This is a genomic window from Peijinzhouia sedimentorum, from assembly GCF_049340005.1.
Lineage (GTDB): Bacteria > Bacteroidota > Bacteroidia > Cytophagales > Cyclobacteriaceae > CAXBDP01.
In genome coordinates this window covers 109,779-125,203 of sequence record NZ_JBMPIY010000009.1, presented here as the reverse complement: position 1 = coordinate 125,203, position 15,425 = coordinate 109,779, and the positions used below count along the sequence as shown (strand labels likewise).

General features: G+C 38.5%; 14 protein-coding genes and 1 tRNA gene. 10 read left to right on the top strand and 5 right to left on the bottom strand.

What is annotated here, in order from left to right; genetic code table 11:
- From ACOXY8_RS12815 to ACOXY8_RS12785, 7 genes are read left to right on the top strand one after another with little or no spacing between them, the layout of a single operon-like run.
- Nucleotides 1-1,032 (top strand): 4Fe-4S dicluster domain-containing protein, encoded by a 1,032-nt coding sequence (locus ACOXY8_RS12815; protein ID WP_458331997.1) that lies wholly within the window; start codon nt 1-3, stop codon nt 1,030-1,032.
- Complete coding sequence (locus tag ACOXY8_RS12810) at nt 1,029-1,556, top strand: NADH-quinone oxidoreductase subunit J family protein (RefSeq protein WP_458331996.1); 528 nt, start codon at nt 1,029-1,031, stop codon at nt 1,554-1,556. Before ACOXY8_RS12815 ends, ACOXY8_RS12810 begins: the two co-directional genes overlap by 4 nt.
- Nucleotides 1,553-1,864 (top strand): NADH-quinone oxidoreductase subunit NuoK, encoded by a 312-nt coding sequence (nuoK, locus tag ACOXY8_RS12805; RefSeq protein ID WP_458331995.1) that lies wholly within the window; start codon nt 1,553-1,555, stop codon nt 1,862-1,864. The genes ACOXY8_RS12810 and nuoK overlap by 4 nt, the downstream gene beginning before the upstream one ends.
- Nucleotides 1,857-3,938 carry an NADH-quinone oxidoreductase subunit L gene (nuoL, locus tag ACOXY8_RS12800; RefSeq protein ID WP_458331994.1) on the top strand — a complete coding sequence of 694 codons (2,082 nt, stop codon included), beginning with the start codon at nt 1,857-1,859 and terminating at the stop codon, nt 3,936-3,938. Before nuoK ends, nuoL begins: the two co-directional genes overlap by 8 nt.
- A 4-nt stretch (nt 3,939-3,942) precedes the next feature.
- Nucleotides 3,943-5,661: a complex I subunit 4 family protein gene (locus ACOXY8_RS12795; RefSeq protein ID WP_458331993.1), complete on the top strand. Its 1,719-nt coding sequence runs from the start codon at nt 3,943-3,945 to the stop codon at nt 5,659-5,661.
- Nucleotides 5,662-5,684: 23 nt separating this feature from the next.
- A complete protein-coding gene (locus ACOXY8_RS12790) occupies nt 5,685-7,178 on the top strand; it encodes an NADH-quinone oxidoreductase subunit N (protein WP_458331992.1) in 1,494 nt (497 codons plus the stop codon).
- 8 nt (nt 7,179-7,186) lie between these two features.
- Nucleotides 7,187-9,073: an amidophosphoribosyltransferase gene (locus tag ACOXY8_RS12785; RefSeq protein WP_458331991.1), complete on the top strand. Its 1,887-nt coding sequence runs from the start codon at nt 7,187-7,189 to the stop codon at nt 9,071-9,073.
- A gap of 70 nt (nt 9,074-9,143) precedes the next feature.
- Here the strand turns inward: ACOXY8_RS12785 and ACOXY8_RS12780 are convergent.
- The 3 genes from ACOXY8_RS12780 to ACOXY8_RS12770 all read right to left on the bottom strand — a co-directional run bounded on the left by ACOXY8_RS12780 (nt 9,144) and on the right by ACOXY8_RS12770 (nt 10,735).
- Nucleotides 9,144-9,217, bottom strand: a tRNA-Arg gene (locus tag ACOXY8_RS12780).
- A 56-nt stretch (nt 9,218-9,273) separates the two neighbouring features.
- The gene (locus ACOXY8_RS12775; protein WP_458332011.1) at nt 9,274-9,777 is read right to left on the bottom strand and encodes a nucleoside deaminase; all 504 of its coding nucleotides are present in this window, start codon (nt 9,775-9,777) and stop codon (nt 9,274-9,276) included.
- Nucleotides 9,758-10,735, bottom strand: a complete 978-nt coding sequence (locus ACOXY8_RS12770; protein WP_458331990.1) for a pyruvate dehydrogenase complex E1 component subunit beta — start codon at nt 10,733-10,735, stop codon at nt 9,758-9,760. Before ACOXY8_RS12770 ends, ACOXY8_RS12775 begins: the two co-directional genes overlap by 20 nt.
- 153 nt (nt 10,736-10,888) lie before the next feature.
- On the opposite strand from ACOXY8_RS12770, the gene ACOXY8_RS12765 reads away from it, so the two are divergent.
- The 3 genes from ACOXY8_RS12765 to ACOXY8_RS12755 all read left to right on the top strand — a co-directional run bounded on the left by ACOXY8_RS12765 (nt 10,889) and on the right by ACOXY8_RS12755 (nt 13,356).
- Entirely contained in the window at nt 10,889-11,107 is a 219-nt protein-coding gene (locus ACOXY8_RS12765) for a PspC family transcriptional regulator (RefSeq protein ID WP_458331989.1), read from the top strand.
- Between the two features lie 75 nt (nt 11,108-11,182).
- Entirely contained in the window at nt 11,183-12,484 is a 1,302-nt protein-coding gene (locus ACOXY8_RS12760) for an NRAMP family divalent metal transporter (protein ID WP_458331988.1), read from the top strand.
- A gap of 359 nt (nt 12,485-12,843) precedes the next feature.
- Nucleotides 12,844-13,356 (top strand): transposase, encoded by a 513-nt coding sequence (locus tag ACOXY8_RS12755; protein WP_458331987.1) that lies wholly within the window; start codon nt 12,844-12,846, stop codon nt 13,354-13,356.
- A 45-nt stretch (nt 13,357-13,401) separates the two neighbouring features.
- Here ACOXY8_RS12755 and ACOXY8_RS12750 read toward each other — a convergent pair whose 3' ends face one another.
- Both ACOXY8_RS12750 and ACOXY8_RS12745 read right to left on the bottom strand, forming a co-directional pair.
- A complete protein-coding gene (locus ACOXY8_RS12750; protein ID WP_458331986.1) occupies nt 13,402-14,469 on the bottom strand; it encodes an ATP-binding protein in 1,068 nt (355 codons plus the stop codon).
- Complete coding sequence (locus tag ACOXY8_RS12745; protein WP_458331985.1) at nt 14,469-14,816, bottom strand: hypothetical protein; 348 nt, start codon at nt 14,814-14,816, stop codon at nt 14,469-14,471. The genes ACOXY8_RS12750 and ACOXY8_RS12745 overlap by 1 nt, the downstream gene beginning before the upstream one ends.
- Nucleotides 14,817-15,425 lie beyond the last annotated feature (609 nt).

The window sequence follows — 15,425 nt, the reverse complement described above, 5'->3', positions numbered from 1 at the left end:
ATGAAAAAGAAAAACACTTATTTGCTAAATATAAAAGATGCTTTCAAAACCCTCTCTACAGGTTTGAAATTGACGATGAAGCATGGCGTGGACACTGGCAAAAAGGCTTCTTCCACAGATCCTATTTGGAGCGACGACTATTTCAAAGAAGGAGATGAACCATTCACGCTTCAATATCCTACACAAAAATTTGACTTACCGGACAATAGCCGAAACAAGCTTCATAATGAGATAGAAGATTGTATCGTATGTGATAAATGTGCAAAAATTTGCCCGGTAGATTGCATCGAAATTGAAGCAATCCGGTCGCCAGAAGAAATTGGCAAGACTTCGGATGGCACAACAAAGCGACTATATGCTGCTCGCTTTGATATAGATATGGCCAAATGCTGCTTCTGTGGATTGTGCACAACAGTTTGCCCTACAGAATGCCTCACGATGACTAAGGAATATGACTATACAAGTTATGACTTTGCAGACCATAATTTCGAATTTGGGGAGATGACACCATTGGAGATTCTGGAAAAGAAACAGGCTTGGGAAAAGTATCAGGAGGAGAAAGAAAAGGAAAAAGTGGCTAAAGCAAGTGCGGCAAAACCTGTAGCCAAAGTAAAACCTGCAATGCCATCAAGGCCTTCAGAAGACAAGAAAGCGGGAGGTTTAGACAGCGACGCTTCTTCAGCAGGAGCCAAGCCAAAACCAAGCTTCAAACCTAGAATGAAGCCAAAAGTGGATGCTGCTAAAACGGAAAATGAAGCAGAAGCACCAAAACCTGTTTTCAAACCAAAAGTAAAGCCATCTATTCCAAAGAAACCTGATGAACCTAAAGATGAATCAACCGAAGCTGCTAAGCCTAGACCGGTCTTTAAACCAAAAATAAAATCAACCGCTCCAAAAGAAGCATCTTCGCAAGAGCAAACAAACAACGCGGAAGAAAAGCCAAAAGCAAAACCTGTATTCAGACCAAAAATGAAACCGGTGGTGAAGAAAAAGACAGATGAGGATGAAGACAAAAATTCAAGCGAATCATGATTGTTAGCATCCTATTTTATCTCTTTGCCGGCTTAGCCATTATTGGTAGTTTGTTTATACTGCTAACCGATAAAATCGTGTATGCGGCATTTTCACTTTTGCTAATATTGCTCAGTATTGCAGCGATTTTTGTTTTGGCAGGCTCAGAGTTTTTGGCTGTTACACAAATTATGGTGTATGCCGGTGGAATTTTGATCTTATTAATATTTGGCGTTTTGATGACGACCAAATTGCAGGATGGTGAAATATTAGTGCCGAAGTCTAATAAGTTTTGGTCGCTACTTTTAGGTGGAGGCTTTTTTATACTGCTATTCTTTATGATTAGCCAAGTGAACTTTGGATTGCTCTCATGGATGCAAGGTTCAGAAAAAGCTGTTGGCGAAGGAATGATAAAGAAATTGGGTACTTTGCTTATGAGTGATTATGTGTTGGTATTCGAATTGGCAGGAATCATTTTATTGGTGGCATTAGTAGCTGCAGCCTTGCTTGCAGGTGAGCGAATAAAGGAGGGGACGAAAGCATGATCGGACTAGACCACTTCTTGATTCTAGGTGCAGCACTATTTTCATTAGGCTTGGCAATTGTCATTGCACGCCGTAATGCCGTAATGGTACTGATGGGAATAGAATTGATGCTGAATGCTTCCAATATCAATTTAGTCGCATTTGGTTATCATGATCCTAATTTGATGCAAGGGCAATTATTTGCACTTTTTGTTATCGTAATTGCTGCTGCGGAGGCAGCGATTGGTTTAGCTATTGTTATGAAAGTATATCGCTATTATTACTCCGCCGATCTCCAAGAATTAAGTAAAGAGCAGAAAATTGTCTGATATTAGCCTATACATATACTCCTTGCTTGCATTGCCCTTGTTGGGGCTTTTACTTTTTCCATTAATCGGTAAGAGCAAGCAAGTCTATTTATATAGTTCAACTATTCTCTCAACGGTATCGCTTATTGCAGCGGCCATTTTGTTTTACTGGGTGTATTCAAGTGATTCTGAAGCAGTCGAATTACTAAAATGGGAATGGCTTTCTGTTGGCAATTTCAGTATTTCCATGGGTATCATGATCGATTTCTTGGGGGCATCCATGGCTTTGGTGGTGGCGATTGTCGCTTGTATGGTACAATGGTTTTCTCTTAGCTATATGGCCGATGATCCAGCTCGCAGCAGATACTTCGCTTTCCTAAATTTCTTTGTATTAGCGATGCTATCCTTAGTGTTTTCATCCAATTTGCTGCAAACCTTTATTTTCTGGGAGTTGGTGGGCTTTGCTTCATGGTTGTTAATTGGCTTTTGGTATCAAAAACCTGCCGCAGCATTGGCCGCAAAGAAGGCTTTTATTGTAAACCGAATAGGCGATTTTGGTTTTGTAGTGGCACTGATGGTGGTATTGGCGATAATTGGCACATTCAATTATTTCGAGATCATAGAGAATATCAGCAATACTAGAGTCTTTTCAGGTGCTTGGCTATTGCCGGTACAAGAAGGCCCTTATCCAAAATTCCAAATCGTTGATGCTTCCATTCTGCATTTGGCGGGTATTGGCTTACTGCTTGCGGTAATGGGCAAATCAGCGCAATTTCCCTTAGCCGTATGGCTACCCGATGCAATGGAAGGCCCAACACCGGTTTCAGCTTTAATCCATGCTGCTACAATGGTGGCAGCTGGTGTGTTTTTAGTGGTTCGCTATTTCTTTCTTTTCACACCCGAAGTCCTCGATGTAATGGCTGTAATTGGTGCCATCACTGCTTTTATGGGTGCCTATGCTGCCTTTTCTCAATTCGATATCAAGAAGATTTTGGCCTATAGCACCATTTCCCAATTGGGATATATGGTATTGGCATTAGGCGTTGGCGCTTGGTCGGCAGGGTATTTTCACTTGGTGACGCATGCTTTCTTCAAAGCAGGCTTGTTTTTAGGAGCAGGTGTTATCATTCATTTTGTGGCACATCATGCCGATAAATCAGATAAGCTCGACCCACAAGATATTCGCAATATGGGTGGGCTTCGAAAAGCATTGCCGGTATTTCATATTTTCTTTTTGCTCTGCACTTTATCATTGATGGGCGTGCCGGGCTTTTCAGGCTTTTTGTCCAAAGAAGCGATTCTCACAGGAGTGATGACCCGAGCTGGTGAAGGTTCTTGGACTTGGATGATCATTGCTTTATTAGCTTTCCTCACTGTATTGATGACGGTATTGTATATGGCTAGATTATACAGCTATGTGTTTCTGGGGAGAGAATATCAATGGATAAATAAGCATTCGCTTTCTTTGAAACTACTAATACCTGTTGTGATTCTTGGTATTTTGTCGGTGGGATTGTGGTTTAGCTTTGGTATCGATTTCAATGAGTCCTGGTTTATCCGTCGTTTGGGCGAACCACTTTTACTTATGAGCAATTTACCAGGCAATCTAACTGCCAAAGAATTTGCAACAATTGGCAAGAGTTATCATACGTTTATCACCATTCTTAGCATTGCTTTGGTACTGATTGCATTAATTGCCTCCGCGAGGATTTTCCGAAATCCAAGGCATGAAATGGCTTATGAATCTAATCAATGGCTGGCAAAACTATCGGCCAACAATTGGTATATAAATACCCTGAATCATTACCTGATTGTGTTGCCGGTACTTAAGGCAAGCCAGTTTTCCACTTGGTTTGATACTAAAGTAATCGACAAAATGGTGGATTTGCTGGGGATATTTGTAGTGGTATTCTCTAATATAGGCTATTGGTTCGATCGTACCTTTGTAGATGGAGCTGTAAATTTTATAGCGAGGTTGAGTGCTGGAATTGGAGGTGTGGCGGGTTCTTCCAAAGATGCTTCTGTTCAAGGTTATGTAATTGTAGCAGTAGCTTTATTTTTGATTTTTCTTGTGGGCTTAGTTTTTGTCTTATGATTTTATGAAGCAGTTTTTACTTTCATCCATCATATTTTTGCCACTGATTTTGGCAGCGGTAGTTTTGATACTGCCTGCCAAAAATCAAGCTGCACAGCGAATTTTAGCATTGCTTGGCTCCTTATGGATTCTGATCGCATCCCTTTATATTTGGATTGCTTCCGATACGCAATCAGGAATTTATCTTCACGAATTGGCTCCTTGGTTTTCCATCGAGCTTAGCTCATTAGGTACACTCAAATTCGATTACTTCATTCTTGCAGACGGACTCAACCTCCCGCTTTTATTATTGACGGGAATAAGCTTAACAGCTGGCGCATTGGCTTCATGGAAAGTACGCGAAAAGTCCAAAGCCTATTTCGCTCTTTACCTTCTTTTAGCAGCATCAATTGCAGGTTGTTTCTTATCGATGGATTTTCTGTTATTCTTCTTATTCTTCGAATTTATGCTATTACCCATGTATTTCTTGATCGGAATATGGGGAGGTCCACGTCGTTCTTATGCATCAATCAAGTTTTTCTTATATACACTTTTTGGCTCATTGCTGATATTGATAGTAATGGTGGCGATGTATGGAAATGTGGTGGATTTGGATGCAAGTGCTAGTAAAATTGGTTTGTCGGAAAGACAATCGAACATCGAGTATATAAATGAAGGCATTGCAAATGGAGATATCTTGAAAAGAGATTTGGTTTTCTCCAATCACTTTGTGAGTCTACATACATCGTTGAATGAACAATCCACCCAAGTATTGGCGGGAGGAATGCTTGACGGGAGTGTAGAAAATACCTTCATGGGAAGGCCACTTCGCTATTGGGCATTTTTACTTTTGCTCATTGGCTTTTTGATCAAATTGCCAGCGGTGCCATTTCATACTTGGCTACCTGATGCGCACGTAGAGGCGAGTACGCCAATATCTGTAGTGTTAGCGGCTATCTTATTGAAAATTGGTGGATATGGTTTGCTTAGAATCGTTTATCCGGCTTTTCCAGATGCTGCATTGCATTATGCTTGGTGGGTGGGTTTACTTGGTGTCGTTGCCATTATTTACGGTGCAATGAATGCCCTCGCTCAAAAGGATTTGAAGAAATTGGTGGCCTACAGTTCTATTAGCCACATGGGATTTGTCTTGCTAGGTTTAGCTTCCTTTACCAGCGAGGGATTAAATGGCGCCTATTATCAATTGTTCAGTCATGGATTGATTTCCGCCATGCTATTTGTAGTAGCAGGCGTTATTTATGATCGCACGCATGACCGTATGATTCAAAACTATGCTGGCTTGGCGACCATTATGCCTAAGTTCGCAGTGCTAGCTTCAGTTGCATTTTTTGCTTCCTTGGGTTTGCCGGGCTTCTCAGGATTTATTGCTGAGATAATGGTGCTATTGGGAGCCTTCCATTCAGATAGCGTAAATTCCCTCATTCCCATTTGGATGGCAATAGTAGCTGCTTTGGGATTAATATTAGCCGCAGCCTATTGCCTTTGGACTTTGCAGCGGATGTTCTTTGGACAAGTATTCCTGCGGAAAGAAATTTGGAGACTCGAAATGGTCGATTTGAGTAGCCGCGAAATGTGGATTCTTGTGCCACTTGCAGTGCTCACTTTAGTATTTGGTATTTTCCCTTCATTACTCTTGTCCGTCACGGAAGTGGCCATTGAACCACTTATTCAGCAAGTATTCGATAATGCGGCTATGTTCAATGCTAAATTGGGTGGGCAATAGTGGAGACATCGCAAATAGACATATTGAACCAAAAACTCCAAAGTGTACTAGACGGCTTTACGGTGATTATGCCCGAATTTGTTTTGGTCATTGGTCTTGCATTTATTCTAGTAGCCGACCTTATCCTCCAAAATCGTAAATCCGAAAAGCAAAGAGCGAAACTGCTGGTGACCTATCATTTGATAGCTCTGTTAGCAGCCTTGGTTGCCAGTTATATTCAATTTCGAGATTTTGCCGAAATCCAAAATCAAAGCTTCAATGGATTTTTGCTAGTAAGCGGCGAAGCCATTTTCCTGCGTAGTCTTTTCTATATCACTGGTATTATCTCTCTGCTGATGTTTCAACGGAAAAGCTCAGCCAAATTATTAGCCGGCAGTGAAGTCCATATTTTCTCCCTTGGTATTTTGATTGGTGCAGGCATTCTGGTGATGTCCTCTAACCTGCTTAGCATTTTCCTTTCTATTGAGTTAATGTCCATTTCGGCATACGCGCTTACCGGAATTCTCAAAAGAGGCGAATCGGCTAGAAGTGCTTTGCGATATTTCATTTTTGGTTCTGTGGCTACTGCTATTATGCTTTATGGGATGAGTTTTCTCTATGGCTTCTCAGGCACGCTCAATTGGCAAAATGCAGGCTTCTGGACGGGTATTCAATCAGTGCCCTTCTATAGTGCGGGTATTGTATTGTTGATGTTTTTTGGCGGATTATTTTTCAAAATATCAGCGGTTCCTTTTCATGTTTGGGTGCCTGTAGTTTATCGAAATGCCGCATGGCCGTCTGTTGCGCTATTTTCGGTGGTTCCCAAGTTGGCAGCATTAATGGCTCTTTGGTTAATTTCCTCCCGCTGGATTTCTATGGAAAATTTGGTGATACCAATGCTAGTGATTGTGTCCGCAGGCTCCATGCTTATAGGCAATTTTTCAGCATTACGAGAAAATAATATCAAAGGTCTGTTGGGTTGGTCATCAATTGCTCAAGCCGGGTTTATCTTAATTACACTTGCAGCACCGATTGAATCATCAAGGTTTCCATTTTTCTTTTATAGCACCGTTTTCCTTATTATGAACTTGGGGGCTTTTTGGTTGGTGCAATCTATTGGGGAAGCTGAGCAAACCTACGATGTGAATCAATGGGCTGGTTTGGGCAAAAAATATACATTCGAAGGAGTTTTGTTAATCGTATTTTTATTGAGTTTGGCAGGCGTACCGCCATTCGCTGGTTTTACTGCAAAACTATTGGTTTTCACTACTTTGTTCGAAATTTACTCAATTGGAAATAGTCCTTGGATATTGTTTATCATCGTTTTTGGAATTCTCAATACAGCCATTGCTATTTTCTATTATTTAAGGATTCCATATATACTTTTTATTAAAGAGGCCGAAAGTGAACCAAATTCGATTAAAAGTAATTGGAGGACTATGATAACTCCTACTATTCTGGGGATAGTCATATTAATATTATTCTTCAAACCAGATTTGTTGTCCATCGTGTTGAATAGTTTTAACTTTGGACTTTAGATAAACCCATGAGCGACAAAATAAAGCACGAGTGCGGTATAGCCCTCATCAGACTTAGAAAACCACTCCAATATTATATTGATAAATACGGCACACCGCTCTATGCTATCAATAAGATGTATTTGCTCATGCAAAAGCAGCATAATAGAGGGCAAGATGGAGCTGGGATAGCAAATATTAAGATTGGAGTAGGAGCTGGAAATAAGTATATAAGTCGTTATAGATCAGTAGATTCTCAAGCAATTACAGAAATATTTTCAAAACTTGGAGCTAAGTTCGAAGAAGCAAAGCGGGAGGGTGGAGAAAATTACCTTAATGAGAATTGGTTAAAAGAAAATGTAGCTTTTACTGGGGAAGTTTGGTTGGGGCACCTTAGATATGGTACTCATGGCAAAAACCAAATTGAAAGCTGCCATCCAATGTTGCGAATGAACAATTGGCGCAGTAGAAACTTGGTTGTAGCGGGCAATTTCAACCTTACAAATGTTGAAGAGCTCTTTAATCACCTTGTAAGTCTTGGGCAGCATCCAAAAGAAAAGACCGATACGGTGACTGTAATGGAAAAGATTGGGCACTTTTTGGATGAAGAAAATCAAATGCTTTTCAATAAATACAAAGGCAAAAATACCAATAAGCAAATCACAGAGATCATTGAAAATGAGCTTGATTTGCAAAGAGTATTGAAGCGTGCTTGTAAGGATTTTGATGGTGGATATGCAATGGCTGGTATGACTGGCTATGGTGGAGCTTTTGTTGCGAGAGATCCAAATGGTATCCGTCCTGCTTACTATTATGCCGATGAGGAGATAGTAGTTGTGGCTTCTGAAAAATCACCAATTAAAACGGCTTTTAATGTTGAGTTTGATGATATCCATGAAGTTGATCCTGGACATGCATTAATCATCAACAAAAGTGGTGAGTTTGATGTATTGCCGTTTCTTGAAACGAAAGAGAAAAAATCTTGCAGTTTTGAGCGAATTTATTTCTCGCGAGGAACCGATCCGGATATCTACCATGAGCGCAAGAAATTGGGCAAGCTTCTAATCCCTCAAATATTAAAATCGATCAATTTCGATTTGAAGAATACGGTTTTTTCCTACATTCCAAATACAGCTGAAACAGCCTTTTATGGAATGATGGACGGACTCAATGAATACCTTGTGCAGAAGCGTAAGGAAATCATCATGGAGAATAAACCACATATCGATTCGCTGGAAGATTTGCTTTCATTTACACCTCGTATTGAAAAGCTTGTGGCAAAAGATGTGAAGCATAGAACTTTCATTACCGATGACGAACATCGTGATGATTTGGTAGCTTATGTATATGATACCACTTACGAGGTAATCAATAAAAAAGTGGATACGCTTGTCGTAATTGACGATTCTATTGTACGCGGAACTACTCTTGAAAAGAGCATTCTCAAAATGCTAGACAGACTTGAACCCCGCAAAATCATTATCGTTTCCTCTGCGCCCCAAATTCGCTATCCCGATTGCTACGGTATAGACATGTCCAAGATGAAGGATTTTGTGGCATTCCGTGCGGTCATTTCATTGCTGAATGAGCGGGGAATGAATTCGCTTGTAGATGAAGTAATGCAACAAGCGCTTGATTCAGTAGGCAATATCAATGCACCTAATTTTGTACAGCGCTTATACGATCCATTTACTGATGATGAAATCTCAATGAAAATTGCAGATATCGTAAGGCCAATTAATTTGAAAGCTGAATTGGAGGTGATTTACCAGACTGTAGAAAACCTTCACAAAGCTTGTCCAAAACATTTGGGCGATTGGTATTTCACTGGTGACTATCCTACTAAAGGTGGAAATAGAGTAGTAAATCGCGCATTCGTAAATTATATGCGAGGTGTGGTTGAAAGGGCTTATTGATGTAAAGTAATTGCGGGAGGTTTTTTCTCGATATCACAAAAAAAGTCGCTGCAACCACAGCGACTTTTTGTGCACCCGAAGGGATTCGAACCCCCAACCATCAGAACCGGAATCTGACATTCTATCCAATTGAACTACGGGTGCATTGATTTGGCGAAATTAGGCTATTCAAGGCAATATGCCAATGAATGTATTTGGGCTTAGTATTCTTTTTTGTCTTCCTTGGCCTGCCAAGCTTGGAAAACTTTAATTCCTTCCTCTCTCAATAAAGGCAGCATTTTAACGCTTCGATCTTTTATCTCTAGACTAATTTCGTGATAGATATGCGCATCATCGAAACCTATATTCGCAGCATCTTCCCGCGTATTAGCGTAATAAATCACGGGAATTCTTGCCCAATAAATGGCACCCAAACACATAGGGCATGGCTCGCAACTTGTATAAAGTTCGCAATCGTCTAGCTGAAATGTATTGAGTTTTTCACAAGCATTTCTAATGGCCATTACTTCTGCATGAGCAGTTGGGTCGTTGCTGCTAGTTACCTGATTGAAACCTGAGGCTACAATTTCGCCATTTCGTACCACTACAGCACCAAATGGGCCACCGAAACCCTCCCGCATTTTTTGCTCGGAAAGCCTGATGGCCTCGATCATAAATTTATCTCGATTTTCCAGAATGGCTTTGTTATCTGTACAATACAGCATTAATCGCTTCAATCGTACGCTTTACATTTGGCAAAATCGCTTCGATCAAAGTAGGTGCGTAAGGTAATGAAACGTCCATGCTGTTAACTCTGCGAATTGGTGCATCCAAATAGTCGAATGCATCACGCTGAATGTTGAAAGCTAAATCTGTAGCAATAGAAGATAAAGGCCAAGCCTCTTCTACAATCACAGCTCTATTGGTCTTTTTTACCGACTCAATAAGGGTTGGGTAGTCGATTGGGCGAACACTTCTCAAGTCAATCACTTCGCAGCTAATATCTTCTTTGGCCATTTCGTCGGCAGCTTCTAGAGCTACTTTCATCATTTTACCAAATGAAATAAGCGTTACATCGCTTCCTTCACGTACCACATTGGCTTTGCCAATCGGGATTAAATATTCCTCTTCGGGCACTTCGCCTTTATCGCCATACATCACCTCTGACTCCATAAAGATTACTGGGTCATTATCTCTAATGGCAGATTTTAATAAGCCTTTTGCATCATAAGGATTTGACGGCACCACTACTTTAAGTCCTGGTGTATTTGCATACCAGTTTTCAAAGTTCTGAGAGTGCTGAGCTCCAAGCATCCCAGCATTTCCGGTTGGACCTCTAAATACCATTGGAGCAGAATATTGCCCAGCAGACATAGAGAGGATTTTAGCAGCCGAATTAATAATTTGATCTATGGCAACTAATGAAAAGTTGAATGTCATAAATTCAATAATTGGTCTCAAACCGTTGATAGCTGCACCGACACCAATCCCTGCAAAACCAAGTTCTGCAATAGGTGTATCTATTACTCTTTCCGGACCAAACTCATCGAGCATTCCTTGGCTTACTTTATATGCTCCGTTATATTCAGCTACTTCTTCACCCATTAAGAAAATCTTATCATCCCTACGCATCTCTTCCGACATGGCTTCTCTTAGGGCTTCGCGAAATTGTATCTCTCTCATTAATCTGATTTATATATTGCTTGGCAAAAATAGCCACCAAAGGCAAATCAAAAAAATAGGATTGAATTATATCCGAATCTTTTTGCTAATTTGTAGTTGAATTAGTAAAAAGCGTGCTTTTTGATTGAAAATGCGTTCTAAATTTATTTTGATATGGAAAAATTAATTGCATTTTTTGAAAATCAAGCCTTTGGAGTTTGCACCAAATTAGGCGAAAAGCTCAAAATGTCCACTTCAAGCATTCGACTTTTCTTTATTTATGCTTCATTTCTGACATTCGGATCGCCGCTGATTATCTATATGGGGCTTGCATTTATTATCAATATTCGCCAGCATTTGCGTAGAGGCCGTAGCTCAGTTTGGTATTGTTAATTATCGCAATTTGCTTTTATCTTGTTGGCTAAATTGGATTTTGAATTCTGAATCCTTACTCAATAGCCTCAAGTTATGAACCAATTCAAATCTCGTATTGGAAGTATTCTTTTTTGGTCTGTAGTTTCCGCTGCATTTATAGGTCCAGGTACGGTAACTACTGCGGCTTCTTCTGGCGCTTCATTCGGCTTAGAGCTTATTTGGGCATTGGTATTTGGAACCATTGCGTGCTTAGTATTGCAGGAAGGTGCAGCTAGAATTACTTTGGGCTCAGGACTCAATTTGGGTCAAGCAATCGCCTCTAAATTCAATGAAGATAAGACGGCCAAACTAGTAAAAGGACTCATTATTTTTGCCATTGTTTTTGGTTGCACCGCATATCAAGCTGGTAATATAATGGGAGCCGTGGCAGGAATAGAAGTGGTAACGCCAATTCCTGCTTGGGTTGCTACAGTCGTTGTGGTATTGTTTGCAAGTATAGGTTTGTGGTTGGGCAATTTGCGCAGCATACTCAATGTAATGAGTGTAATGGTGGCACTTATGGGAGTTACTTTTGCTTTTTTAGCTTTCCAAACTGATTACTCTTTTGTTCAACTTTCCAAGGGTGCTTTCATTCCTAGTTTTCCAGTAGGCAGCGAGACTTTGATTCTCGGCTTGGTTGGCACCACTATCGTCCCTTACAATCTTTTTCTTGCTTCGGGAATTAGCAAAAACCAGAGTTTATCAGAAATGCGGTTTGGGATTTCGATAGCCATTATTTTAGGAGGTATTATTTCTATTGCAATTTTAGTAACAGGTAGTATGCTAAATGCAGAATTTAGTTTTGAAGCATTGGCAGGTAAAATGGATTTGCTGATGGCTGGAAATGGCTCAGCATTACTGGGGATTGGATTGTTTTGCGCAGGGTTCACTTCGAGCATTACGGCGCCTATGGCTGCTGCAATTACATGGCAAAGTGTAAGCGGGAGGAAACAGGATATGCGTTCCACTGGCTTTCGTATCGTATGGGCTGGGATAATGCTTGTAGGTTTACTATTTGGAATTTCAGGACTCAGACCCATTCCAGTGATTCTGTTGGCTCAAGCACTTAACGGCCTGTTATTACCGATTTCTGCCATTTTTCTTATTGTGATTATCAACGATCATAAATTGATGAAATCAGGATTTGGAAATTCAGGTTTGCAAAATGCCATATTAATTTTAGTGGTATGGCTGGCTTTGCTGCTGGGAATCCATAGCTTGGCCAAAGTTGCTTCCACCCTTACTGGAGCATTCGAAGCAAACGGAGCTATCTACCTTATAAGTATCTCACTTGTTGCTTTGCTGATATTGTGGGTTAGTTTGAAGGGTAGGGTGGGAGTAGGTAAAGATGCTTAGTGAAGTATGTATGATAATTGTATTAAGAAAAATTTCAAATTTTGCTGCTTGTGAATAGAGAATTCACTTTACCTCCACCTCATTAATCTTGCCAAAATTAGCTTATTGTTATTTTAATAATTTTTTAATTAGGTTTACTTATTTAGGTCACTAAACATTGTATATCAATGGATAAATTGATGTTTTAGTGTGTAAAATTAACCCTATGAAACTTCTTAAATTAGACCGAAAGACTTTCAACAGTTTGGAGACAAAGCTTCTTGCATGCTTATTTAGCTGAATTGAAATGGGCTGAAGGCTACCATTATCGACGTTGTAAACATGCTTCTTTCATAAAAGGCAACCTTATCATCCGTTGAATGGTGAAGTCCATGTGGATGAATTTGAGATTGGTACACCTCAAAAAGAACCAACAAGGAATTGCGCATAGTAATGATAAGGTGAAAATAGTGCTGCCTGTGGAATACAGAAAAGGCAAAGCGGGCAGAGCCTATGCAAAAGTAATTGAAGATTTCAGCAGCAATTCGATAAAGCCAATATTTGAAGAGCATATTAATCAAAATGCTTCGATGTTCACAGATGGATGGTCTGCTTATAAGGCCTTTAGAGAAGAGTATAGAAACTTAAGACAAATACCTTCTAATAAAAGAGAGAACTTTCTTATGCTTCGTTTACAAATCAGAAATTTCAAGAACTGGTTACGTGGAATTCGCTCATACAGTGATCGTAAATATTTGCAGAAATATATAAACAAATATTTCTTTCGCTTTAATAGAAGAAACCACAGAGAAACGACCCTTATAAAACTCATCCTGCGATGTGTAGAAGCAGTGCCAATTACCAAAAAACCAATCATAGGTCTTGCGACCTAAATAAGTAACTCTGAATAAATATTAGCTTATTAATCGGCGACTTGTCTAAAAAGGTATATTGATGATAAATGAAATAACATAATTTTTCAATTTGACTTCAACTTGACCACCCAATAACTTTGTTAAGTTTTTAACTAATGGGAGCCCAATTCCTAAGCCAAAGTTTAGCTCTTTACCAATATGTTCTTGTTTTTCAAATACTTCAAACATTTTTTCTACATCTTTTTGACCAATATTTGACTTCTTGTTTTTTACAAAAAAACTAATGTAATTTTTGTCTTTGTTTACATTGAATCCAAAAATTACTTCTTTGTCCTCTGAGAATTTTAAAGCATTATTTACTAAATGGTATAAAATACGCTGTAATTTTCTTCTATCTGTTCTAATTGTAAAGTGTTCAAAATCATTTTTATATTTAATTATTTTATCATTATATTTAACAGATATTAAGTCATTAAAATGATCTTTTAGTTCAGAAAAAAGCTCAAAAACATCTAACTCTTCTATTTGTGGGCTCATTTCATCACCTGCATTTATAAGAGCCAAGTCCACCAAATCGCTCATAATTATTAAGAATTGATCCGCAGATTTTCTTAAGGATCTAGATAATAGATCATGCTCAGCAGAGTGATCAGTAATTTCTAATTGTGTTATAATATCTAATAGACCAAGTATACCATTCAATGGCGTCCTTATTTCATGAGATAAATTATCCAGGAAATTTTGTTTTGCTTTTTCTGAAATCAGAGACTTTTCTTGTAGATTTTTCGTTTTTGTTTGTAGTCCAGAAAGAATTTTGTTTTTTTCTATAACACCAATAAACTTAGTTTCGCTCATAACAGGTAAGACACTTGACCTGCTAGAACGAAATTTATCCAAGGCAACCATAATGGTATCACTAACTCTTAAATTTTCTTTTTTTGTAACACAATCAATCACGATTTTATGAGGCCTTTTAATTAAATCTGGAATCGTTAATATTCCTTGGTACTCCTTATTGTTGTCAATTACTACTAAATATTGATGTTCAAGTAATGCGTTTTCAACTGAATTTATTCCTTCGTATGGCGTGACAATAGGATAAGTATAAGATATGTATTTTTTCAAATCCATCAGAACTCTCCTTCAACCGAATCATAAATGATTCGTAATTTAAAATTCACTTTTAGTATCTCAGATTCTGAAACGTACGGAAATACTTTTTCTTTCAATACTTTGAGTACTTTATCTTTATCTAATTTTTTAAGCACCCTTTTATTTACAAATATTGCTTCAACTATTTCGTCTTCAATTTCAAACGTTTCAAATTCATTGGGAACTAGCAGTTCAAAAGATTTATAGATTCCAATTCTACCTTGGGGGCATTTTTTTCCTAGTATCAAAATATCTTCAAAGGGTGGTAACCGTATTTCTTCAAAGCTCAATTGAACTGAGAATTTACGATTTGATGCATTTTTCATGGGTTCCTGTTTTCATGGTGGTAAATGATTATAAACTTTTCACTATCCTTGGTGGCTTACGAATAGATATTTGTTCTACTTTGTGTGTAATTGTTTCTAAGACAATAAATTATGATTGTCTAATGATCCGAATTCCTTGAGTCGCTATGTAGAATAAATTATTTGGGTTAACCATCAACTGGATCTTATTTAGTTGTTAACTTATTGAAGATATAATCTTGTTTAATAAGTTGAGTTTAACAATTAAACTAGTTTGCTGCAAATTACTAAGCTGATTTCACTTTACTACTTATCTGCTTAGTGTTGGTTGTTATATATTCATTGAAACAAGTATTTCAATGAATAGAGGAATGAAATCTTTTCAAAGCAAATTAAGTAGTTAGGTGAAAATATTTCTGATTCAGCTTTATAATTAGTTTCGCTTATCCTAATTTTTTGTAAATCTTGTCTGTTAAATGAATCACCTAGGTTACTTGTTGTATTAGTTTAATGCTTGATTTTGAGATATTTTACATGTTTACGTTGTGCTGTTTTCATTAAAATAAAGTTTTTCCATAGTTTGTTGTTAAACCTAGTTATTTTTGCCTATAAATACAATAGTTGAAAAAT